The 21,972-nt window shown below is 71.6% G+C and carries 18 protein-coding genes; 4 read left to right on the top strand and 14 right to left on the bottom strand.

Annotated elements, in window-relative coordinates; all coding sequences use genetic code 11:
* Nucleotides 1-7: 7 nt before the first annotated feature.
* On the bottom strand, nucleotides 8-2,824 hold the full coding sequence (locus tag AC2RP6_RS09670; protein ID WP_486445839.1) for a SpoIIE family protein phosphatase: 2,817 nt from the start codon (nucleotides 2,822-2,824) through the stop codon (nucleotides 8-10).
* A 130-nt stretch (nucleotides 2,825-2,954) separates the two neighbouring features.
* Nucleotides 2,955-4,103, bottom strand: coding sequence for a glycerate kinase (locus tag AC2RP6_RS09665; protein ID WP_486445838.1), 1,149 nt, complete (start codon nucleotides 4,101-4,103; stop codon nucleotides 2,955-2,957).
* Between the two features lie 142 nt (nucleotides 4,104-4,245).
* Between AC2RP6_RS09665 and AC2RP6_RS09660 the strand changes: the two genes are divergently transcribed.
* From AC2RP6_RS09660 to AC2RP6_RS09650, 3 genes are read left to right on the top strand one after another with little or no spacing between them, the layout of a single operon-like run.
* Nucleotides 4,246-5,979, top strand: a complete 1,734-nt coding sequence (locus AC2RP6_RS09660) for a BCCT family transporter (RefSeq protein ID WP_486445837.1) — start codon at nucleotides 4,246-4,248, stop codon at nucleotides 5,977-5,979.
* A 27-nt stretch (nucleotides 5,980-6,006) separates the two neighbouring features.
* Nucleotides 6,007-6,507 carry an NUDIX domain-containing protein gene (locus AC2RP6_RS09655; protein WP_486445836.1) on the top strand — a complete coding sequence of 167 codons (501 nt, stop codon included), beginning with the start codon at nucleotides 6,007-6,009 and terminating at the stop codon, nucleotides 6,505-6,507.
* A 36-nt stretch (nucleotides 6,508-6,543) separates the two neighbouring features.
* Nucleotides 6,544-6,972 carry a hypothetical protein gene (locus AC2RP6_RS09650; protein WP_486445835.1) on the top strand — a complete coding sequence of 143 codons (429 nt, stop codon included), beginning with the start codon at nucleotides 6,544-6,546 and terminating at the stop codon, nucleotides 6,970-6,972.
* A gap of 7 nt (nucleotides 6,973-6,979) precedes the next feature.
* On the opposite strand, the gene AC2RP6_RS09645 is transcribed toward AC2RP6_RS09650, so the two are convergent.
* The 12 genes from AC2RP6_RS09645 to AC2RP6_RS09590 all read right to left on the bottom strand — a co-directional run bounded on the left by AC2RP6_RS09645 (nucleotide 6,980) and on the right by AC2RP6_RS09590 (nucleotide 20,987).
* Nucleotides 6,980-7,369, bottom strand: coding sequence for an SHOCT domain-containing protein (locus tag AC2RP6_RS09645; protein ID WP_486445834.1), 390 nt, complete (start codon nucleotides 7,367-7,369; stop codon nucleotides 6,980-6,982).
* A gap of 87 nt (nucleotides 7,370-7,456) precedes the next feature.
* A complete protein-coding gene (locus AC2RP6_RS09640; protein WP_486445833.1) occupies nucleotides 7,457-7,951 on the bottom strand; it encodes a methylated-DNA--[protein]-cysteine S-methyltransferase in 495 nt (164 codons plus the stop codon).
* A gap of 9 nt (nucleotides 7,952-7,960) precedes the next feature.
* Nucleotides 7,961-9,445: an AlkA N-terminal domain-containing protein gene (locus tag AC2RP6_RS09635; RefSeq protein ID WP_486445832.1), complete on the bottom strand. Its 1,485-nt coding sequence runs from the start codon at nucleotides 9,443-9,445 to the stop codon at nucleotides 7,961-7,963.
* A 545-nt stretch (nucleotides 9,446-9,990) separates the two neighbouring features.
* Nucleotides 9,991-10,773, bottom strand: coding sequence for a CDP-diacylglycerol--serine O-phosphatidyltransferase (pssA, locus tag AC2RP6_RS09630; RefSeq protein ID WP_220818446.1), 783 nt, complete (start codon nucleotides 10,771-10,773; stop codon nucleotides 9,991-9,993).
* 64 nt (nucleotides 10,774-10,837) lie between these two features.
* A complete protein-coding gene (locus AC2RP6_RS09625; protein WP_030962725.1) occupies nucleotides 10,838-11,494 on the bottom strand; it encodes a phosphatidylserine decarboxylase in 657 nt (218 codons plus the stop codon).
* 186 nt (nucleotides 11,495-11,680) lie between these two features.
* On the bottom strand, nucleotides 11,681-12,886 hold the full coding sequence (locus tag AC2RP6_RS09620; protein ID WP_185558013.1) for an acyl-CoA dehydrogenase family protein: 1,206 nt from the start codon (nucleotides 12,884-12,886) through the stop codon (nucleotides 11,681-11,683).
* A gap of 2 nt (nucleotides 12,887-12,888) precedes the next feature.
* A complete protein-coding gene (locus tag AC2RP6_RS09615) occupies nucleotides 12,889-13,401 on the bottom strand; it encodes a MaoC family dehydratase (protein ID WP_486445831.1) in 513 nt (170 codons plus the stop codon).
* A 4-nt stretch (nucleotides 13,402-13,405) separates the two neighbouring features.
* The gene (locus AC2RP6_RS09610; protein ID WP_326476081.1) at nucleotides 13,406-14,380 is read right to left on the bottom strand and encodes an HpcH/HpaI aldolase/citrate lyase family protein; all 975 of its coding nucleotides are present in this window, start codon (nucleotides 14,378-14,380) and stop codon (nucleotides 13,406-13,408) included.
* Nucleotides 14,377-16,455 carry a protein meaA gene (locus tag AC2RP6_RS09605; RefSeq protein ID WP_486445830.1) on the bottom strand — a complete coding sequence of 693 codons (2,079 nt, stop codon included), beginning with the start codon at nucleotides 16,453-16,455 and terminating at the stop codon, nucleotides 14,377-14,379. The genes AC2RP6_RS09610 and AC2RP6_RS09605 overlap by 4 nt, the downstream gene beginning before the upstream one ends.
* Nucleotides 16,456-16,486: 31 nt before the next feature.
* Nucleotides 16,487-17,824 (bottom strand): crotonyl-CoA carboxylase/reductase, encoded by a 1,338-nt coding sequence (ccrA, locus tag AC2RP6_RS09600; protein ID WP_486445829.1) that lies wholly within the window; start codon nucleotides 17,822-17,824, stop codon nucleotides 16,487-16,489.
* A 387-nt stretch (nucleotides 17,825-18,211) separates the two neighbouring features.
* Complete coding sequence (locus AC2RP6_RS09595) at nucleotides 18,212-19,027, bottom strand: TetR family transcriptional regulator (protein WP_486445828.1); 816 nt, start codon at nucleotides 19,025-19,027, stop codon at nucleotides 18,212-18,214.
* Nucleotides 19,028-19,190: 163 nt separating this feature from the next.
* Complete coding sequence (locus AC2RP6_RS09590) at nucleotides 19,191-20,987, bottom strand: 3-hydroxyacyl-CoA dehydrogenase family protein (RefSeq protein ID WP_486450274.1); 1,797 nt, start codon at nucleotides 20,985-20,987, stop codon at nucleotides 19,191-19,193.
* Nucleotides 20,988-21,385: 398 nt separating this feature from the next.
* Between AC2RP6_RS09590 and AC2RP6_RS09585 the strand changes: the two genes are divergently transcribed.
* Nucleotides 21,386-21,940 carry a HEAT repeat domain-containing protein gene (locus AC2RP6_RS09585; protein ID WP_486445827.1) on the top strand — a complete coding sequence of 185 codons (555 nt, stop codon included), beginning with the start codon at nucleotides 21,386-21,388 and terminating at the stop codon, nucleotides 21,938-21,940.
* The last annotated feature ends 32 nt before the right edge of the window (nucleotides 21,941-21,972 follow it).

Genomic DNA, 21,972 nt, shown 5'->3' with positions numbered 1-21,972 from the left:
GCCCCGGTCACCAGGCCAGGTCCTCCAGCGCGTCCAGGTCCAGCGGCGCCGTCGGCTGCGGCTCCGCGCCCCCGGTCAGCGGCAGCTCCGCCCAGATGACCTTCCCGCGGTCCGTGTAGCGGGTGCCCCAGCGCTCGGCGTACTGCGCCACGAGGAACAGCCCGCGCCCGCCCTCGTCGGTGGTGGCCGCGTACCGCAGGTGCGGGGAGGTGCTGCTGCCGTCGGAGACCTCGCAGATCAGACTCCGGTCACGGAGCAGGCGGACCCCCACGGGCGCGCTGCCGTACCGGATGGCGTTGGTGACCAGCTCGCTGAGGATCAGCTCCGCGGTGAAGGCGATGTCCTCCAGGCCCCACTCGACGAGCTGCGCCGAGCCGGCGTTGCGCACCCGCGACACGGCCGCGTGCTCGACCGGTACCTCCCACTCGGCGATCCGGTCCGCCTCCAGCCGCCGGGTGTCCGCGATCAGCAGGGCGATGTCATCGCTCGGCACCGGGAACAGCATCGCCGCCAGGACGTCGGAGCAGGCCTGGTCGGGGCTGCGGCCGGGCCGCGACAGGCTTTCGGCGAGCAGGCGCAGACCGGTGTCGAAGTCCCGGTCGCGGTCCTCCACCAGCCCGTCCGTGAACAGCACGAGCCGGCTGCCCTCCGGCAGCTCGAACTCGACCGCCTCGAAGGGCATGCCGCCCACGCCGAGCGGGATGCCGGCCGGCATCTCGGGGAACTCCACCCGGCCGTCGGGGCGGATCAGGGCCGGCCCGGGATGCCCGGCGCTCGCCATGCGGCACCGCCCGGAGACGGGGTCGTAGACCGCGTACAGACAGGTCGCGCCCGTGACGGAGGACGCCCGGCCGGCCGCACCGTCCGCCCCCGGTTCGTCCCCGTCCGCTTCGTCCTCGACCCCGCCGTCGCCGTCCCCGGCACCCCCGGCCTCGTCCTGGTCGATCCGGTTGATCAGCTCGTCCAGGTGCCCCAGCAGCTCGTCCGGGGGCAGGTCCAGGGTGGAGAAGTTGTGCACCGCGGTCCGCAGCCGGCCCATCGTGGCCGCCGCGTGCACCCCGTGCCCGACGACGTCGCCCACCACCAGCGCCACCCGGGCGCCCGGCAGCTGGATCACGTCGAACCAGTCGCCGCCCACCCCCGCCGTCGCCGGCAGGTAGCGGTAGGCGACGTCCACGGCGCTCTGGTCCGGCAGCACCCGGGGCAGGAGGCTGCGCTGCAACGTCACGGCCATCGCGTGCTCGCGGGTGAAGCGGCGCGCGTTGTCGATGGAGACGGCCGCCCGAGCACCCAGCTCCTCCGCGAAGGACAGGTCCTCCTCGTCGAAGGGCTCCGGGGTGTCGGCCCGCCAGAAGTTGGCCATCCCCAGGACCACCCCGCGGGCCTGCAGGGGTACGGAGATCAGCGAATGCAGCCCGTACTCCAGCGCCACCCGGGTGCCCTGCGAGTCCTGGGCCCGCCAGCCCATGGCGGCCTTCAGGTCGGCTGCGAGCACCGCGTGCCCGGCGTCCAGGGCCGCCGCCATCGGGGCCGTGGGCACCTCGAAGCGGATGAGGTCGCCGACCGGCTGGAGCGGCGAATCGGTACGGACGCCGGAGATGGCGGCCCGGCGCATCTCGGTGTAGACACCGGCGCCCGAGGGCTCGTCGCCGCGCAGCACCGGCTCCAGCAGCTCCACCGTCACGAAGTCCGCGAAGCGCGGTACGGCCACCTCCGACAGCTCCTCGGCGGTCCGTGCGACGTCCAGTGTCGTCCCGATCCGCACGCCCGCGTCGTACAGCAGCTGCAGGCGGCTGCGGGCGACCTCGGCCCGGCCGGAGAGCGAGGCCAGCTCGGTCGTGTCGCGCAGGGTCACCACCCGGCCCGCCGGCCGCCCCGCGTACGCCATCGTGGGCCGGACGTTCACCGCGAGCAGCCGGTCGCCCGCCAGGTGCACGTGGTCGGTCACCACCCGGCCCGAGGCGAGCAGCTCGGTGGTGCGGGGGTCGAGGCCGAGCTCGCCGACGTGCCGCTCCTCGGCGTCCTGGGGCAGGTCCAGCAGCCGGCGCGCCTCGTCGTTGGCGAGGATGAGCCGCTGGTCGTTGCCGATGATGAGCACGCCCTCGCGGACGGCGTGCAGAACGGCCTCGTGGTGTTCGTTCATCCGGGTCATCTCGGCCGCGCCCAGGCCGCGGGTCTGGTGCAGCAGCCGCCGGCTGACCAGGGCGGCTCCGGCCGTTCCGAGCAGCAGCCCGCCCGCCGTGGCGCCCACCAGGAGCGGGAGCTGTCCCTCGACCGCGTGGGAGACGTTCTCCACCTCGATACCGGTGCCGACCAGGCCGATGACGTCGCCGTCGGCGCTCCGCACCGGTACCACCGCGCGGACGGCGTCACTCGGCTGCCCCTTGAACACCTGGGTGAAGGACTCCCCGGCGACCGCGCGCGAGATGTCCGAGGCCCGCTGGCCGATCAGCTCGGGCCGCGAATCGGTGTAGCGGACGCCGCGCAGGTCCATCACCGCGATGAAGTCCAGGCCCGAGGCCCGGCGGGCGGCCTCCGCCAGGGGCTGGAGCGCGGCCGTGGGATCCCGCGACATCAGTGCCTGCGGGAGCCCGGGGGCGTGCGCGAAGGCCTCCGCGGCGGCCAGCGAGCGGTTGCGGGCGTCGCGCTGGCTGTCGTAGCGGGCCTGGAGCACCAGGGCCAGCGCCGCCGCGGTGATCAGCAGCAGTACGATCACCGCCTGGAGGGCGAAGACCTGACCGGCGACGCTGTGAGCCCCCCGGGACAGGCGCGCGGACATGCGCGAACCCCACCCGGTCGGCTGACGGCCAAAACGTCCGGTCATGAGCCCTTTCTAACACTGTCCCGGGCTTTGGGCGTGGGCGAGGGCCGCCGGCCGCCCCCGGAGCGGACCGCATGCGGAACGACCGCGGCCCGGCCCCCTCGGTGGGGGCCGGGCCGGCGTGCCGGACGGGTCAGAGGACCTCGGCGGCGATCTCGGCCGCGACCCGCTCCAGGAGGGGGCCGGCGTTCGGGATGGACTTGGCCGGGTCGGGCTCCAGGTCCGTCAGCGGGTACGCCTTGCGGATACCGGCCGCCTCCAGCGCCTCCTGGTCCAGCAGCAGCCGGCCGCAGACCGCCACCACCGGCTTGCCCGCCGCACGCGCCGCCGCCGCGACGCCCGCCGGGGCCTTGCCGTGCAGGGTCTGCTCGTCCAGCGAGCCCTCGCCGGTGATGACCAGCGTCGCCCGCTCCAGCGCCGGCGCGAAGCCCAGCACCTCCAGCATCAGCTCGATGCCCGGGCGGAAGCTCGCCCCCAGCAGCAGCGCGCCGTAGCCGATGCCGCCCGCGCCGCCCGCGCCCGGGGACGCGGCCAGCTCGGCGGCCTTCGGGCCGATCGCCTTCTCCAGCACCTGCGCGTAGTGCGCCAGCGCCGCGTCGAGCGTCGCCACGTCCTCGGGGGAGGCGCCCTTCTGCGGGCCGTAGACGGCCGCACAGCCCTTCGGGCCGGTCAGCGGGTTGTCCACGTCGCTGGCCAGGACGAAGTCGACCTCCGCGAACCGCGGGTCCACGCCCGACAGGTCGGCCGAGGCCAGATCGGCCAGCGCACCGCCGCCCGGACCGACCGGTTCGCCGTTCGCATCCAGGAACACCGCGCCGAGCGCCGCCAGCATGCCGGCGCCGCCGTCCGTGGTGGCGCTGCCGCCGACGCCGAAGACGATCGAGCGGGCGCCCGCGTCCAGCGCGGCCCTGAGGACCTCGCCCGAGCCGTACGTGGTCGCCGTCAGCGGGGCGAAGGTGCCCGACGGCAGCAGCTGGAGGCCGGAGGCCTCCGCCATCTCGACCACCGCGGTGCCCCCGCGCAGCGCGAAGGTGGCCGTGACCTGGTCGCCGAGCGGCCCGGTGACCCGTACCTCCCGGCGTTCGAAACCGGCCGCCACGGCGGCCGCGACCGTGCCGTCGCCGCCGTCCGCGACGGGGAGGGTCTCGACCTCCACGTCCGGTACGGCCCTGCGAAGGCCGGCCGTCACCCGCTCCGCGACCTGAACGGCCGTGAGCGAGCCCTTGAATTTGTCCGCGGCGATGAGCACGCGCGCGGCCTCAGTTACTGCTCCGTCCGTCACCTTGCTATCCCTTGCTATCGAACAGTGCAGTCGCGCCTCCATGAGCTTATCCGGAGGATCCTCCTATGCCCATGAGTGGCCTGGGCCACATCCGGCGCGCCATGCGCCTAAAGGGGGATATACGCCTGCATAGTGTGGCCGCATGAGCGCCGAATCACTGGAACAGCCACGTCCGGACCCTCCGGGCGGCGGCCCCGGCGGACCCGTGGACGGCGCCCCCGACCACACCGTCGTCACCATCGGCGTCGTTGCCGTGCTGGCCGTCGTCGCCTGGGCGGCCCTCGCCGGGAACTCCTTCGACACCGCCTCCGCCGCAGCGCTGGCCTGGGTCCTGGACAACTTCGCGTGGCTCTTCGTGATCGCCGCCGACGTCTTCCTCGTCCTGTGCGTCGTCCTCGCCATCAGCCGCTTCGGCCGGATCCGGCTCGGCGCGGACGACTCCGAGCCCGAGTTCACCAACCTCTCGTGGATCGCGATGATGTTCAGCGCGGGCATGGGCATCGGCCTGATGTTCTACGGCGTGGGGGAGCCCCTCACCCACTACCTCGCCCCGCCCCCCGCCTCCGGAGCGGCCCCGCGCACCGGCGCCGCCGCCCTCGCGGCCATGGAGTACTCCTTCTTCCACTGGACCCTCACCCCCTGGGCCATCTACGGCATCGCCGGGCTCGCCCTCGCCTACGCGACCTTCCGCAAGGGCCGCGGCAACCGCCTCAGCTCCGCCTTCGTCCCCCTCATCGGCCAGGAGCGGGCCGACGGCGCGCCGGGCAGGGCCATCGACCTGCTGTCCGTCTTCGCCACCGTCTTCGGCACCGCCACCAGCCTCGGCCTCGGCGCGCTGCAAGTCTCCAAGGGCCTCAGCCTCACCGTCGGGACCGAGGACTCCACCACCGTCGAGCTGATCATCATCTGCTCGCTGTCGGCGGCCTTCGTCCTCTCCGCCTTCTCCGGCCTGCACAAGGGCGTGAAATGGCTCAGCACCAGCAACATCGTGCTCGCCGCCGTCCTGATGCTCTCCGTCTTCCTCCTCGGCCCCACCGTCTACATCCTCGACGTCATCCCCTCCAGCGTCGGCGGCTACCTCAGCGAGCTGCTGCCGATGGCCAGCCGCACCGGCGCCTTCACCGACAGCGCCTGGCTGGGCGCGTGGACGATCTTCTACTGGGCGTGGTGGCTCTCCTGGGCCCCCTTCGTCGGCACCTTCATCGCCCGCATCTCACGGGGCCGCACCATCCGCGAGTTCCTCATCGGCGTGCTGCTCGTGCCCAGCGGGGCCACCGTCGTCTGGTTCTGCGTGATGGGCGGCACCGCCATCCGCCTCGACTCCACCGGCGCCGTCGCGTTCGCGGCCGAACTCAAGGAGGGCACCGAGGCCTCCCTCTTCGCGATGCTGGACGCGCTGCCGCTCTCCGCGCTGACCTCGTGGATCGCCATGGTCCTCGTCATGACCTACTTCGTGACCAGCGCGGACTCCGCCTCCCTGGTCATGGGCTCCCTCACCAGCCGGGGCTCCCTCCACCCGCCCACCTGGCTCGTCGTCACCTGGGGCGTGCTGATGGCGGCCGTGGCCGCCGTACTCCTCGTCGCGGGCGGACTGAAGTCCCTGCAGACCGCCACCATCCTGGTCGCCCTGCCCTTCGTCGTCGTCATGCTGCTCCTCTGCTGGGCCCTGCTGAAGGAGCTGCGCGAGGACCCCGGCGCGGGACCCGCCCGCCACCACCCCCCGCACGGCATGCGCGACGCCGTCCGGGCCGTGGTCGGCGACACCGTCACCGCGCCGGGGACGGTCTCCCGCCACGCCCGCCTGCGCCGCGTCGCACGGTCCAGGGGCCGCGACCCCGAGGGCGGGCCCGGCACCGGCTACGGGCCGGACGGCTGACCGGCGCCGCCTCGGTAGGGTGGCCGGGTGACCACCACGGATGACTACGCCACGTACATCGCGAGCCTGCCCCGGGTGCTGGCCGGCGCGGCCGCCCTCTACCGGGACGCCGAGGGCCGGGTCCTGCTCGTCGAGCCCAACTACCGCGAGGGCTGGGCCCTGCCGGGAGGCACCATCGAGTCGGACCAGGGCGAGTCGCCGCGCACCGCCGCCCGCCGCGAGAGCGCCGAGGAGATCGGCATCGACGTCCCCCTCGGCCGCCTCCTCGCCGTGGACTGGACGGTGGGCCCCGACCGGCCGCCGCTCGTCGCCTACCTCTACGACGGGGGCGTGCTCGACGCGGACCAGCTCGCCTCGATCAGGCTCCAGGAGACGGAACTGCTCTCGTGGCGGCTCGTCGAACCCGCCGAACTCCTCGGCCATCTGCCCGGATCCCTCGGGCCGCGCGTGCAAGAGGCCTACCGCGTCCTCCAGTCGGGTGAGGGCACCGCGGAACTGGAGAACGGCCGGCGCCCGGTCACCCCGTAAACAGCCGGCTCACTTCGACCAGGACAGAATCAAAAGATGATCACGATGTACGCCTGGCCCAGCACGGCCGACGGGCCCGACGCCCTGCCCATGGTCCACTTCACCACGGACGAGCAGGCCGGCGGCGAGGTCACGCCCGACGGGACGCCGGTGTGGCTCTTCGACACCGCGATACGCGAGGGCCACTGGGCCCGGTTCGACGACTTCGAGGGCTGGTCCACGCCCGCCGCCGACTGGCGGGCCCTCTACCGCCGTGAGGACGACGTCCTCGCCGTCACCGGCCCGGGTGCCTGCCAGGGCTGGTACGAGGGCAACCTCGGCGCCGACGCCGAATGGGTGACGGCGGCGGCCGCACAGCAGAGCGTGGTGCTGCTCGCCGCCCCCGTGCAGCACCCGTCGCTCTACGGCTACGCCGTGGAGGCCGGCGCCGCCTTCGCCCTGCTCGTCCCGCTCATGGTGGTCTGACCCGGGGTCAGGCCAGCAGCTTGGCCTTGGCGCGGTCGAACTCCGCCTGGGTGATGTCGCCCTTGTCCTTCAGGACGGAGAGCTTGTGCAGCTCGTCCGCCGAACCGCCGCCGGGGCCGGCCGCCTGCTGGACGTACTGCTTGAAGGCCGCCTCGTTCTCCTGCACCTGCTTCATCTCCCGCTCGGTCATGCTCTTCCCGCGGGCGATGAGGTACACGAACACGCCGAGGAAGGGCAGGATCAGCACGAAGATCAGCCAGCCGGCCTTGCCCCAGCCGCCGAGCGAGTGGTCACGGAAGATGTCCGTGATGATCTTGAAGAGCAGGAAGAACCACATGATCCACAGGAACAGCCACAGCATCGTCCAGAAGACGTTCAGCAGCGGATAGTCGTCCATGCTCGGCTCCGATCGTGTAGCGGTATTTCCTTCATACAGGCGGTCCTGTATGTCCGCACGCGGAGCAGAACGTCGGCCGGACACCGGCTAGCGACGGGCCCCCGATTCGAAGTCCAGCAGCTGCACCTTGCGCTCGACCCCGCCGCCGTAGCCGGTCATGCCGCCGGACGCACCGATCACCCGGTGGCACGGCACGATGATCCCCACCGGGTTCTTCCCGTTCGCCAGGCCCACCGCCCGCGACGCGTTCGGCTTGCCCAGCCGCGCCGCCAGCTCCCCGTACGACCACGTCTCGCCGTACGGGATGCGCACCAACTGGTCCCAGACGCTCCGCTGGAAATCGGTGCCCTCCAGACGCAGCGGAAGGTCGAACTCGGTCAGCTCCCCGGCGAAGTACGCGGCCAACTGCCGTACCACTTCGGGGAACGGTTCCTCCGAGGCCGCCACCCGCTCCCCGAAGGACTCCTCGGCCGGCCGGTGGCGCTGCCCGGTCATGTAGAGGCCGCTGAGGACGCCGTCCGCGGCGACCAGGGTGAGCGGGCCGTACGGACTGTCGACGACCGTGTGCTGCTTGACGTTCATGGCTGCTCCTCAGACCGGCAAGTGGTTGATGGGGTGGGCGTCGGTGGCCCACAGGTACTGGACGGCGTACGCGCGCCACGGCCGCCAGCCGGCCGCCCGGGCCGTCAGCGCCGACGGGGTGGACGGCAGGCCGAGCCCCTGCGCCGCGCGCCGCACGCCCAGATCGGACGGCAGGAAGGCATCCGGATCGCCGAGCGCCCGCATCGCGATCACCTCGGTGGTCCACGGACCGAAACCGGGCAGAGCCATGAGCTGCGCGCGGGCCGCGTCCCAGTCGCTGTCGATGCCCAGCGGCAGCGAGCCGTCGGCGAGCGCCGAGACCAGACCGGTGAGCGTGGCCCGTCGGCTGCGCGGCAGTGCCAGCGACTCCGGGTCCAGGCCGGCCAGGGCCTGCGGCGAGGGGAAGAGGTGCGTCAGCCCGCCCAGCGGGTCCTCCACGCGCTCCCCGTGCGCCGTGACCAGCCGGGCGGCGTGCGTGCGCGCTGCCGCCGTGGACACCTGCTGGCCCAGCACGGCCCGTACGGCGAACTCCGCCGCGTCGACCGTACGGGGAACCCGGCGGCCGGGGGCCTTGTCCACGAGCGGCGCCAGCAGCGGGTCGGAGCGCAGCTGCTCGTCGACGGCCTCGGGATCGGCGTCGAGGTCCAGCATCCAGCGGCAGCGGCTGATGGCGATGGTCAGGTCCCGCAGGTCGGTGAGGGCGAGGCGGCAGCCGATGTGGTCCGGCTGCGGGGTCAGGGCGACGACGCCGGTGCCGTGCGGGAGGCGCAGGGTGCGGCGGTAGGCGCCGTCGCGCCACTCCTCGACGCCGGGCACCGCGGTCGCGGCGAGGTGGCCGAAGAGGTTGTCGGGGTTCAGGGGCGTGCGGAACGGCAGGCGCAGGCTGATCGTCCCCGGGACCCGGGGCGGGGCGCTCCTGGTGCGGCCGGCCCTGACCGACCGGTCGCGCAGCTCGCTGGGGGAGAGGGCGAAGACCTCGCGGACGGTGTCGTTGAAGGTGCGGATGGAGGCGAAGCCGGCGGCGAAGGCGACGTCGCCCATGGGCAGCCCGGAGGTCTCGATGAGCAGCCGGGCGGTCTGGGCGCGCTGGGCCCTGGCCAGGGCGAGCGGGCCGGCGCCCAGCTCGGCGTTCAGCTGGCGCTCGACCTGGCGGGTGGAGTACCCGAGGCGGGCGGCGAGCCCGGGGACCCCTTCGCGGTCCACGACCCCGTCCTGGATCAGGCGCATCGCGCGGGCGACGGCGTCGGCGCGGGCGTTCCACTCGGGGGAGCCGGGGCTGGTGTCGGGCCGGCACCGCTTGCACGCGCGGAACCCGGCCTGCTGGCAGGCGGCGGCGCTGGGCAGGAAGGTCATGTTCTCGACCTTCGGGGGCACGGCGGGGCAGCTGGGGCGGCAGTAGATCCGGGTGGTCAGGACGGCGGTGAAGAACCAGCCGTCGAAGCGGGCGTCCTTCGACTGCACGGCCCTTACGCAGCGCTCGGTGTCGGTGTGCATGGCTCCAGGATCCGGGGCGGGATCGACGGGGGCTGGCGGTTTTCCGACATCAAGCGTAGCCCCGGCCGGGGGCTCGGCGGGGCCCCGGGCGGTGGGGGCGGGCGGGGCGGGTCCGTGACCGGCGGCGGGGCGGGGCGGGGCCGGGGCCGGGCTCGGTGGCGGGGCGGGGAGGGTCCGGGGTAGGCATGATTTATGGCCCCCGAGCGGGGCGCAGCAGGACTCGGGGCCACGGGCCACAAATCACGTTTTACACCCCGGACCCTCCCCGCCCCGCCACCGAGCCCGCCCCCACCGCCCGCCCCCGCCGAGGGACACCGCCCGGCGGTGCGGGGACGGGGCCGGCGGTGGGGCGGGGGCCGTCCGGGGTGTAAAACGTGATTTGTGGCCCATGCCGTGGAGCACGGTGCGACCCGGCCCGGGGGCCATAAATCATGCCTACCCCGGACGGCCCCCGCCCCACCGCCGGTCACGGCACCGCGCCACCCCGCCCGGACACGCGGAAGGCCCCGGATGTCAGGGACATCCGGGGCCTTGCGTCAGCCGGGCTAGCGCAGCGACGTCGCTCGGGCTTCGCGGCGGTTGTGGCGGAAGGTGTTGGCCCTCCGCGTCGTCGCGAACAGCGGGATGGTCGCCGCCATCGCGATCTGCAGGGCGCAACCGGTCTGGAGCAGCAGCTGGCCGCCGGGGGCGTCGAACGCCCAGGCCGCCAGCAGCCCCATCGCGCTGATGATCCAGCAGAGCATCGCCACCGCGAGGACGCCCCTCGGCTTGGGGTACTCGACGCGGCTCACCATCAGCCACGCCACGCCGATGATCGCCAGCAGCGTCGGGATGAACGGGAGCTCCAGCAGGACGATCGAGACGACCGTCAGGGCGCCGAAGGGGCTCGGCATGCCCTGGAACATGCCGTCCTTCATCGTCACGCAGCTGAATCTCGCGAGCCGGAGCACCACGGCGAGCAGGACCACGATCGCGGCGAGCGCCGACATCTTCTGGTCCGCGTCGACGGCGACCATGCCGTAGACGAGGACGAAGTAGGCCGGGGCCAGACCGAAGCTGATCAGGTCGGACAGGTTGTCCAGCTCGGCGCCCATCGGGGAGCTGCGCAGCTTGCGGGCCACGATGCCGTCGAAGAGGTCGAAGACCGCGGCGAGCAGCATCAGTATCACCGCCGTGGCGGCGCTGTTGCGGGCCATGCCCGTTTCGCCGCTCCCGGTGAGGTGCGGGATGAGGATTCCGGTGGTGGTGAAGTACACCGCCATGAATCCGCACGTCGCGTTGCCGAGGGTGAGGGTGTCCGCTATCGACAGCCGCAGCGAGAGCGGCATGTCGTCCTCGGCGGACTCCTCCTCGGAGGACTCGGGCACCCAGCCGGTGGCCGGAGTCTCAGGGTCAGTCACGGTCAATTCGTGTCACCCCCGCGGTGGTGGCCTGACCGACCTCGACCGCGACCTCGACGCCCTCCGGGAGGTAGATGTCGACGCGGGAGCCGAAGCGGATCAGACCGATGCGTTCGCCCTGCTCCACCTTGGTGCCGGCCGGCAGGTACGGGACGATGCGGCGGGCGACGGCGCCGGCGATCTGCACCATCTCGATGTCACCGAGCTCGGTGTCGAAGTGCCAGACAACGCGCTCGTTGTTCTCGCTCTCCTTGTTGAAGGCCGGGACGAATCCGCCGGGGACGTGCTCGACGGACGTCACCGTGCCCGCCAGCGGCGCGCGGTTGACGTGGACGTTGAGCGGGCTCATGAAGATCGCGACCCGGGTCCGTCCGTCCTTCCACGGCATGATGCTCTGCACCACACCGTCGGCGGGCGAGATGACACGGCCCTGAGCGATCTCACGCTCGGGGTCGCGGAAGAACCACAGCATGCCCGCGGCGAGCGCGGTTGCGGGCACGGCCACAGCGGCCCAGCGTCCGGACTTGCGGGCCCGGGTGAGGCTGAGCGCCGCGGTGGCGACGGTCGGCAGAAGCCACGGCGATGCTCCGCGGGCGAGACGTACGCCGAGTCGGCTGTCGCGGGATGCAGAGGTTTGGCTGTGGGGCATGGATGACCTTCGTAGCGGGTGACTGCCGCGCCGCAAACAGGGGGACGGGACGGCGGCTTTACTGGAATGCTATCGGTTGCGCGCAACAACTGGGCAAGCCAGAAGCCGAGTCGATGACCGTCGGCCAGTGACTGGTAGTGACCTTGCTGCGACGGACCCGGGGAGGATCCGTCGCAAAAGGGACTTTCAGCCCTGGAGTCGGTACTCCTCGAGCAGGCGTCGCCCGATGATCATTTTCTGGATTTCGGCGGTACCTTCACCGATCAGCAGCATCGGAGCCTCGCGGTAGAGGCGCTCGATCTCGTACTCCTTCGAGAATCCGTATCCACCGTGGATGCGGAAGGCGTCCTCCACCACCTCCTTGCAGTATTCGGAGGCGAGGTACTTCGCCATCCCTGCTTCGAGGTCGTTTCGTTCCCCGGAGTCCTTTTTGCGTGCTGCGTTCACCATCATCGCATGAGCGGCTTCGACCTTGGTAGCCATCTCGGCCAGCTTGAACTGGATGGCCTGGTGTTCGGCGATCGCCTTGCCGAAAGTGTGACGTTGCTGGGCATACGAGACACCCAGTTCGAAAGCACGCTGTGCGACGCCGCAGCCACGGGCCGCCACGTTGACGCGGCCGACCTCGACACCGTCCATCATTTGGTAAAACCCTCGGCCCGTCTGCCCGCCGAGGACGCGATTGGCCGGAATGCGCAGTCCGTCCATGATGAGCTCGGTCGTGTCGACGCCCTTGTAGCCCATCTTGTCGATCTTGCCGGGGATGGTCAGGCCCGGACGGACCTCACCGAAGCCGGGCTCCTTCTCGACGAGGAAGGTCGTCATCGACTTGTGGGGCGCGGTGCCCTCGGGGTGTCCTTCGTCACTTCGCACGAGAACGGCCACCAGGGTGGAGCTGCCGCCGTTCGTCAGCCACATCTTCTGGCCGTTCAGGACGTACTCGTCGCCGTCCTTCACCGCCTTGGAACTGATGGCCGACACGTCCGAGCCGAGCGCCGGCTCGGACATCGAGAACGCGCCGCGCACCTCGCCCAGGGCCATGCGCGGGAGGAAGTGGTCCTTCTGCTCCTGCGTGCCGTGCTGCTTGAGCATGTACGCCACGATGAAGTGCGTGTTGATGATGCCCGAGACGGACATCCAGCCGCGCGCGATCTCCTCGACGCACAGGGCGTAGGTGAGGAGCGACTCACCCAGGCCGCCGTACTCCTCCGGGATCATCAGCCCGAAGAGGCCGAGCTCCTTGAGGCCGTCGACGATCGCCTGCGGGTACTCGTCGCGGTGCTCCAGCTCGGTGGCGACCGGGATGATCTCCTTGTCGACGAACTCGCGGACGGTCTTGAGGATCTCCCGCTGGACGTCGGTCAGCCCGGCGGTCTGGGCGAGTCGGGCCATGGCTACTTCTCCTGGGTCTTCGGCTGGGGGCGGCCGGGCTGCTCGCCGCCGCGCTCCTTGATGTACGTCTCGGTCGGGACCATCACCTTGCGCCGGAAGACGCAGACGAGGGTGCCGTCCTGCTTGTAGCCCTTGGTCTCGACGTAGACGATGCCGCGGTCGTTCTTCGACCTGGACGGGGTCTTGTCGAGGACCGTGGTCTCGCCGTAGATCGTGTCGCCGTGGAAGGTCGGCGCCACGTGCCGCAGGGACTCGATCTCCAGGTTGGCGATGGCCTTTCCGGAGACGTCGGGCACGGACATGCCGAGCAGCAGCGAGTAGACGTAGTTGCCCACGACGACGTTCTTGCCGAAATCGGTGGTGTTCTCGGCGTAGTTCGCGTCCATGTGGAGCGGGTGGTGGTTCATGGTCAGGAGACAGAAGAGGTGGTCGTCGTACTCGGTGACCGTCTTCCCGGGCCAGTGCTTGTAGACCGCGCCGACCTCGAACTCTTCGTACGTGCGTCCGAACTGCATGGCCTCAGCCCTCCGGGATCTCGAACTTGGTGGTGCGCTGCATGCCGGCGGCCCGGCCCTTGCCGGCGATGACCAGGGCCATCTTGCGGCTGGCCTCGTCGATCATCTCGTCGCCGAGCATCGCGGAGCCCTTCTTGCCGCCGGCCTCCGAGGTGCACCAGTCGTACGCGTCGAGGATCAGCTCGGCGTGGTCGTAGTCCTCCTGCGAGGGGGAGAAGACCTCGTTGGCCGCGTCGACCTGGCCGGGGTGGAGCACCCACTTGCCGTCGAAGCCCAGCGCCGCCGCCCGGCCGGCCACCTCGCGGTAGGCGTCCACGTCGCGGATCTGGAGGAAGGGGCCGTCGATCGCCTGGAGGTTGTGCATGCGGGCCGCCATCAGGATCCGCATGAGGATGTAGTGGTAGGCGTCCGCCGGGTAGCCGGGCGGCTGCATGCCCACGACGAGGGACTTCATGTTGATGGAGGCCATGAAGTCGGCGGGGCCGAAGATGATCGTCTCCAGCCGGGGGGAGGCGGCGGCGATCTCGTCGACGTTCACCAGGCCCTTGGCGTTCTCGATCTGCGCCTCGATGCCGATCTTGCCGACCTCGAAGCCCATCGTCTTCTCGATCTGCGTGAGCAGCAGGTCCAGGGCGACGACCTGCTGGGCGTCCTGGACCTTCGGCAGCATGATGCAGTCGAGGTTCTGGCCGGCGCCCTCGACGACGGTGACGACGTCGCGGTAGGTCCAGTGGGTGGTCCAGTCGTTGACGCGCACGACGCGGGTCTTGCCGGTCCAGTCGCCGTTGTTGAGCGCGTCCACGATGGTGTGGCGGGCGCCTTCCTTGGCGAGCGGCGCGCAGGCGTCCTCCAGGTCCAGGAAGACCTGGTCGGCCGGCAGGCCCTGGGCCTTCTCCAGGAACCGCGGGTTCGAGCCGGGCACCGCGAGGCAGGAGCGGCGCGGGCGAAGGCGGTTCACCGGGTGGACTGGCGTGGTCATGCGGGGACCTCCGTGCTTGCAATGAGTGCGGCGTTGTCGAGCGGGTCGAGCTTGTTGGCCTTGCGGATCTCGTCGACGATACGGCCGATGATCTCCGTGATGCCGAAGTCCTTCGGCGTGAAGACGGCGGCGACCCCCGCGGCCTTGAGCGCGACGGCGTCGGCGTTGGGAATGATGCCTCCGACGATGACGGGGATGTCACCCGCCCCTGCCGTGCGCAGCCGTTCCAGGACGTCCGGGACGAGGGCGCTGTGCGATCCGGACAGGATGGACAGTCCCACGCAGTGCACGTCCTCGGCCAGCGCGGCGGAGGAGATCTCCTCGGGCGTCAGCCTGATGCCCTGGTAGACCACCTCGAAGCCGGCGTCGCGGGCGCGGACGGCGATCTGCTCCGCGCCGTTGGAGTGCCCGTCCAGGCCCGGCTTGCCGACCAGCAGGCGCAGTCGGCCCGAGCCGAGCTCGTCGGCCGTGCGGGCCACCTTCTCGCGGACCTCGTGCATCGGCGTGCCCGGCTCGGCGGCCACGGCGACGGGGGCCGAGGAGACCCCGGTGGGTGCGCGGAACTCGCCGAAGACCTCGCGCAGCGCGCCCGCCCACTCGCCGGTGGTGACACCGGCCCGGGCGCACTCCAGGGTGGCCTCCATGAGGTTCTCGGTGCCCGCCGCGGCCTCCTTCAGGCGCTCCAGCGCCTGCTGGGTGGTGGGGTAGACGAAGGGGTCGCCGTTCCCCTGGCGGTCCGAGGACTCCTGGCGCTCGGTGCGCCAGCGGCCGATCCGCTCGACGGTGACGGCCTCGACGGCCGCGTCGACCGTCATGATGGCGCCGTCGAGGTCGGCCGTGAGCGGGTTCTCCTCGGTCTGCTCGAAGCAGTTCACGCCGACGATCTTGTCCTCGCCGGCTTCGATCCGCGCGCGCCGTTCGGCGTGCGAGGAGACCAGCTGGGCCTTGAGGTAGCCGGACTCGACGGCGGCCATCGCGCCGCCCATCTCCTGGATCCGGTCGATCTCGGCCAGGCAGTCGGCGACCAGGGAGTCGACTTTGGCTTCGATGACGTGGGATCCGGCGAAGATGTCCTCGTACTCCAGCAGGTCGCTCTCGTGGGCGAGGACCTGCTGGATGCGCAGTGACCACTGCTGGTCCCAGGGCCGGGGCAGGCCCAGCGCCTCGTTCCAGGCGGGCAGCTGCACCGCGCGGGCGCGGGCGTCCTTGGAGAGGGTGACCGCGAGCATTTCCAGCACGATGCGCTGGACGTTGTTCTCGGGCTGCGCCTCGGTGAGTCCCAGGGAGTTGACCTGGACGCCGTAACGGAAGCGGCGCTGCTTCGCGTTCTCGATGCCGTAGCGCTCCTTGGTGACCTTGTCCCAGATGCGGCCGAAGGCGCGCATCTTGCACATCTCCTCGATGAAGCGGACGCCCGCGTTCACGAAGAAGGAGATACGGGCGACCACTTCGCCGAAGCGGTCCTCGGGGACCTGCCCCGAGTCGCGCACCGAGTCGAGGACGGCGATCGCCGTGGACATCGCGTACGAGATCTCCTGGACCGGGGTGGCCCCGGCCTCCTGCAGGTGGTAGCTGCAGATGTTGATCGGGTTCCACTTGGGGATGTGGTTGACCGTGTACGCGATCATGTCGGTCGTCAGCCGCAGGGACGGCCCAGGCGGGAAGACGTGCGTCCCGCGCGAGAGGTACTCCTTGACGATGTCGTTCTGGGTGGTGCCCTGGAGCTGGGCGATGTCCGCGCCCTGCTCCTCGGCGGCCACCTGGTAGAGCGCCAGCAGCCACATGGCGGTGGCGTTGATCGTCATCGAGGTGTTCATCTGTTCCAGGGGGATGTCCTGGAACAGCCTCCGCATGTCGCCCAGGTGGGAGACCGGGACCCCGACCCGGCCCACCTCGCCGCGGGCGAGGATGTGGTCGGGGTCGTAGCCGGTCTGCGTCGGCAGGTCGAACGCGACCGACAGGCCGGTCTGGCCCTTGGCGAGGTTGCGGCGGTACAGCTCGTTGGACGCCTCGGCCGTGGAGTGGCCGGCGTACGTCCGCATGAGCCACGGACGGTCCTTCTGGCGCTCTGTCATCTCAGGCTGTCCCTTAGGCCTTTGAACGGACTCAGACGTTGCGGAAGCGGTTGATGGCGTCGAGGTGCTCGGCGCGCATCTCGTGGTTGCGGACGCCGAGGCCCTCCTCGGGGGCGAGCGCGAGGACGCCGACCTTGCCCTGGTGGAGGTTGCGGTGCACGTCGTAGGCGGCCTGGCCGGTCTCTTCCAGGGAGTAGACCTTCGACAGGGTGGGGTGGATCTTGCCCTTGGCGATCAGGCGGTTGGCCTCCCACGCCTCGCGGTAGTTGGCGAAGTGCGAGCCGACGATCCGCTTCAGCGACATCCACAGGTAGCGGTTGTCGTACTGGTGCATGTAGCCCGAGGTCGAGGCGCAGGTGGTGATGGTGCCGCCCTTGCGGGTGACGTAGACCGAGGCGCCGAAGGTCTCGCGGCCCGGGTGCTCGAAGACGATGTCGATGTCCTCGCCGCCGGTCAGCTCGCGGATCTTCGAGCCGAAGCGCTTCCACTCGCGCGGGTCCTGGGTGTTCTCGTCCTTCCAGAACTTGTAGCCCTCGGCGTTGCGGTCGATGACCGCGGTGGCGCCCATGGAGCGGCAGATGTCGGCCTTCTCGGGGGAGGAGACGACACAGATCGGGTTGGCGCCGCCGGCCAGGGCGAACTGGGTGGCGTAGGAGCCGAGGCCGCCGCTGGCGCCCCAGATCAGGACGTTGTCGCCCTGCTTCATGCCGGCGCCGTTCTGGGAGACCAGCTGGCGGTAGGCGGTGGAGTTGACCAGGCCGGGGGAGGCGGCCTCCTCCCAGCTGAGGTGGTCGGGCTTGGGCATCAGCTGGTTCGACTTGACCAGGGCGATCTCCGCGAGGCCGCCGAAGTTGGTCTCGAAGCCCCAGATGCGCTGCTCGGGGTCGAGCATCGTGTCGTTGTGGCCGTCGGAGGACTCCAGCTCGACGGAGAGGCAGTGCGCGACGACCTCGTCGCCCGGGTTCCAGGCGTTGACGCCGGGGCCGGTGCGCAGGACGACGCCCGCGAGGTCGGAGCCGATGACGTGGTACGGGAGGTCGTGGCGCTTGGTGAGCTCCGACAGGCGCCCGTAGCGCTCCAGGAAGCTGAAGGTGGAGACGGGCTCGAAGATCGAGGTCCACACCGAGTTGTAGTTGACCGAGGAGGCCATGACGGCCACCAGCGCCTCGCCCGGGCCCAGCTCGGGGAGCGGGACGTGGTCCAGGTGCAGGGACTTGCGCGGGTCCTTCTCGCGCGTGGTGAGTCCGGCGAACATCTCCGCCTCGTCCTTGTGCACGGTGACCGCGCGGTAGGAGTCGGGCAGGGGCAGGTTCGCGAAGTCTGCGGCGGTGGCGGACTGCGACTGAATCGCGTCCAGGATGTCCTTCACGGTGAGCCTCCGGCTAGCGCTGATGAGGGTGCGCTGAGGTGAACGGGGTGCGTGGAGCGGTGCGTGTGCCGTCGGTCCGGCTGTGCTGTGGTGCTGGGCGCCGCCCGTGGTGGGGCGTGCGGGTGCCTGGTGACGCAGGCGTCCGGGGCGCGTTCCGTGCCCGGTCGGGCGTGGGTCGCGGGGACATCCGGACGAGATTCAACGTATGGCACCCCGTGTCACCCGGCAAGGCACCGCGTGCCAAAACTTTCTCTCATTTGCCTATTGACCTGCGCAGATGAGCGATGATCGATCAGAGTTACCGCCGAGTAGGGGCAAGCCGGACATACGAAAGCGGCCGCCCCCGGTTCGGGGACGGCCGCTGTGACGAGCATCGCTTCCTGCGGGCTACCTCGGACGCAACGCCTCTTCGATGGTCCGCATGACCTCGTCCAGGGGCGCGTCGGTGCGGGCCACCGCCACCAGCACCTCGCCCTCGGTGCGGACGGCCGCGGGAGCGGACGGCGCCGCCGGGCTCAGGGTCCGGCCCGCGCCGATCCCCGTACCGAAGGTCTTGCGGACGATGGAGAAGGCGTGGTCCAGCTGCGCCTCCACGTCGCCCTGTCCGCCGGCCCGCAGCCAGCGCCGCAGCACGTGGTTGTGGGCCGTGACCACCGCCGAGGCGGCCACCTCGGCCAGCAGCGGGTCGTCGTTGCCGTCGTGGTGGTCGGTCTCGTCGAAGTGCGCCAGCAGGTAGCGCGTGAACAGCCGCTCGTAGCGGGCCACGGAGGCGATCTCCCGCTCCCGCAGCGCCGGGACCTCGCGGGTCAGCCGGTAGCGCTCCACCGACACCGCGGGCGAGGCGGCGTACATCTTCATGACTTCCTTGATCCCGCGGCACACCGTGTCGAGCGGGTGCTCGTGCGCCGGGGCGACGTCCAGGACGGCCTCGGCGCGGATCAGGGTGTCGTCGTGATCGGGGAAGATCGCCTCTTCCTTCGACCGGAAGTGCCGGAAGAAGGTCCGCCGGGCGACCCCGGCCCGCGCGGCGATCTCGTCGACCGTCGTCGCCTCGTACCCCTTGGTCGCGAACAGCTCCATGGCCGCGGTCGCGAGCTCGCGGCGCATCTTGAGCCGCTGGGCGGCAGCCCGGGTGCCGGCCGCGCTCTCCGGCGCGTCGGAGGCAGAGGAGGCGCGGGGCGAGGTCTTGGCGGGCTGGGACATAGAGCGAAAGTACTTCATTCGCGCGGGGGAGCGCGCCTGAGGGGGGTGGGAGAGGGGTGGATGCGGGGGAGAGCCCGCACTGGGCTCGGGAGGGTCAGTCCGCCGTGAGGGTCCGGCGGACCCGAGCAGCCCTCCCCACGCATCCGGCTCGTGGCCCGCTCGGTCAGCGCCGGGCGTACTCACGGAATCCGCGGCCGGTCTTCCGGCCCAGGCAGCCCGCCGCCACCAGGTGCTCCAGCAGCGGGGACGGAGCCAGGCCCGGGTCGCGGAACTCCTGGTGGAGGACCTTCTCGATGGCCAGCGAGACGTCGAGGCCGACCACGTCGAGCAGCTCGAACGGCCCCATCGGGTAGCCGCCGCCGAGCTTCATCGCCGCGTCGATCTGGTCGAGGCTCGCGTAGTGCTCCTCGACCATCTTGATCGCGTTGTTGAGGTACGGGAACAGCAGCGCGTTCACGATGAAGCCGGCCCGGTCCCCGCAGTCCACCGGGTGCTTGCGCACCTTCACGCAGATCTCGCGGACCGTGGCGTGCACGTCGTCGGCCGTCAGGACGGTCCGGACCACCTCGACCAGCTTCATCGCCGGGGCCGGGTTGAAGAAGTGCATGCCGATCACGTCCTGCGGACGCGAGGTCGCCCGGGCCACCGCGATCACCGGCAGCGAGGAGGTGGTGGTGGCCAGCACCGCACCCGGCTTGCAGACCTTGTCCAGCGACGCGAACAGCTCCTGCTTGACCGCCAGGTCCTCGGCGACCGCCTCCACCGCCAGGTCCACCTCGGCGAAGGCGTCCAGCGACCCGGCCGGGGTGATCCGGCCCAGGGTCTCGTCCGCCGCCTCCTGCGTCAGCCTGCCCCTGGACACCGCACGGCCCAGGGACTTGCCGATGGCGGCCTTGGCGGCCTCCGCCTTCTCCTGGCTGCGCGCCGCCAGGACCACGTCGAACCCGGACTGGGCGAAGACCTGCGCGATGCCGCTCGCCATGGTGCCGGAGCCGGCCACGCCGACCGAGCTCACCGGGCGGCCCGCGCCCAGCAGGGACCCGTCCAGCGGGGTCTGCAGGTCACGCACGATCACCGAACTGCCCGGAGCCTCGTACGTGTAGAAGCCGCGCCCGGACTTCTGCCCCGCCAGGCCCGCCTCGGCCAGCTGCCCCAGGATCGGGGCCGGGGCGTGCAGCCGGTCGCCGGAGGAGGCGTACATGGCCTCCAGGACCGTGCGGGCCGTGTCCACGCCGATCAGGTCGAGCAGCGCCAGCGGGCCCATGGGCAGGCCGCAGCCGAGCCGCATCGCCGCGTCGATGTCCTCGCGGGAGGCGTACTTCGCCTCGTACATGGCGGCGGCCTGGTTCAGGTAGCCGAAGAGCAGGCCGTCCGCGACGAATCCGGGCCGGTCGCCGACGGCCACGGGCTCCTTGCCCAGCTCGCGGGCCAGCTCCGTGACCGCCTCCACGGCCGTCGGGGCGGTCAGGACGCAGGAGACGACCTCGACCAGCTTCATCGCCGGGACCGGGTTGAAGAAGTGCAGGCCCAGCACGCGCTCGGGGCGCTGGGACTCGGCGGCCAGCCGGGTCACCGACAGGGCGTTGGTGCCCGTCGCCAGGATCGTGTCGGGCCGCACGACCGCGTCGAGCTCGCGGAAGACCTGCTGCTTGATCTCGTACGACTCCGGCACGACCTCGATGACGAGGTCGGCCTCGGCCGCGGCGGCCAGGTCGGAGAAGGTGCGGAAGCGGGCCAGGACGTCCGCGCGCTCCTGCTCGGTGAGGCGCTCCCGGGCGACGGAACGCGCCGTGGCGGCGGCGAGGGAGGCCGAGGCCCGGCGGGCGGCGGTCTCGCTGATGTCGATGCCGATGACCTCGCGGCCGGCCCGGGCGAGGACCTCGGCGATGCCGGTGCCCATCGTGCCGAGGCCGACGACGGCGATGGTCTGGAGGGTGGGCTGACTGGACTGACGGTCCATCGAGGGACTCCAGTGGAAGAGGGTGACGACTGAGGGGAGCGCGCGGCGCACGGCGCGCGCGGAGGCCGTACGGAAGTGCCGTGCGGTGAGGAGCCCGGGCAGGAGCGGCCCGGACGGGAACCCGGCGGGACCGAGTCCCGGGGGTGGAAGCGGCACGACCCTGTCCCGGGGCCCCGCCGTGCATGCGAAAACGAACCGACCGGCACGAGGCGGCTGCGTCACCAGGCCGCCCTCGTACGTGTTGCAACGACAGTAACTCGCCGGTAACTCGTGCGCCAGAGCGCGGAGATGTGACCTGTACCGCCGAAATGTACCGATCATCGATCATCGATCAGCAGGCACCGGTCATCTCCGCGAACCGGGCGTGGCGACGGCCCCGCCGCCCTAGGGTGGGCCGGGTGAACGACGTGCTGGAGCGCCTGCGGGCGGAGGCGGGCGGCTCGCCCGAGTACGAGGTGCTGCTCGCGGCCGGCCCCGACGCGCTCGCGGGCTCCCTGACCTCCACCGGGCTGCCCCTGTGGGCCCGCGAGCTGGCCGCGTACCGGCTCGGCCTCGCCGGGGACCGGCGTGCCTTCGAGCCGCTCGTCCTGCTCCTCAACCACCGCGACCCGCCTCGCTGCGCGGCCGCCGCCGAGGCCCTGGCGGTCCTGGACGACCCGCGCACCGCCCGCGCCGCCGCGGCCCTCGCCACCAACGCGCTGCGCACGGCCTACGCCCTCCAGCCCGTCCGGCTGCTCACCGCGCTGCGCGCTCCCGAGTCCGTACCGGCCCTGATGGCCACGCTGTCCCGGCTGCTGTCCCCGAACGACCCCTACTGGCGGGTGGCCCTGGCCTGCGTCGAGGGTCTGGGCGCCCTCGCCGATCCCCGGGCCCGCGAACTCCTCGCCCGCGCCCAGTCCCACCCCCGCCTGGCGGTGGCGGCGACGGCCGCCCTGCGCGGCCTGGACGCCTGACCCGACCGGGCGGGCGGGCCCGCCGGACCCCG

The organism is Streptomyces sp. WAC03905 (assembly GCF_057371075.1).
This window is presented reverse-complemented; position numbering and strand designations above follow the sequence as displayed.

Bases quoted from the DNA above. Each gene is read 5' to 3' on its own strand.
- AC2RP6_RS09605 (WP_486445830.1), bottom strand. From the start codon at position 16,455: ATGACAGAGCGCCAGAAGGACCGTCCGTGGCTCATGCGGACGTACGCC.
- AC2RP6_RS09645 (WP_486445834.1), bottom strand. From the start codon at position 7,369: ATGGACGACTATCCGCTGCTGAACGTCTTCTGGACGATGCTGTGGCTG.
- AC2RP6_RS09670 (WP_486445839.1), bottom strand. From the start codon at position 2,824: ATGACCGGACGTTTTGGCCGTCAGCCGACCGGGTGGGGTTCGCGCATG.
- AC2RP6_RS09635 (WP_486445832.1), bottom strand. From the start codon at position 9,445: ATGCACACCGACACCGAGCGCTGCGTAAGGGCCGTGCAGTCGAAGGAC.
- AC2RP6_RS09610 (WP_326476081.1), bottom strand. From the start codon at position 14,380: ATGACCACGCCAGTCCACCCGGTGAACCGCCTTCGCCCGCGCCGCTCC.
- AC2RP6_RS09620 (WP_185558013.1), bottom strand. From the start codon at position 12,886: ATGGCCCGACTCGCCCAGACCGCCGGGCTGACCGACGTCCAGCGGGAG.
- AC2RP6_RS09615 (WP_486445831.1), bottom strand. From the start codon at position 13,401: ATGCAGTTCGGACGCACGTACGAAGAGTTCGAGGTCGGCGCGGTCTAC.
- AC2RP6_RS09650 (WP_486445835.1), top strand. From the start codon at position 6,544: ATGATCACGATGTACGCCTGGCCCAGCACGGCCGACGGGCCCGACGCC.
- AC2RP6_RS09660 (WP_486445837.1), top strand. From the start codon at position 4,246: ATGAGCGCCGAATCACTGGAACAGCCACGTCCGGACCCTCCGGGCGGC.
- AC2RP6_RS09590 (WP_486450274.1), bottom strand. From the start codon at position 20,987: ATGGACCGTCAGTCCAGTCAGCCCACCCTCCAGACCATCGCCGTCGTC.
- AC2RP6_RS09625 (WP_030962725.1), bottom strand. From the start codon at position 11,494: ATGCCCCACAGCCAAACCTCTGCATCCCGCGACAGCCGACTCGGCGTA.
- AC2RP6_RS09595 (WP_486445828.1), bottom strand. From the start codon at position 19,027: ATGTCCCAGCCCGCCAAGACCTCGCCCCGCGCCTCCTCTGCCTCCGAC.
- AC2RP6_RS09640 (WP_486445833.1), bottom strand. From the start codon at position 7,951: ATGAACGTCAAGCAGCACACGGTCGTCGACAGTCCGTACGGCCCGCTC.
- pssA (WP_220818446.1), bottom strand. From the start codon at position 10,773: ATGCCGCTCTCGCTGCGGCTGTCGATAGCGGACACCCTCACCCTCGGC.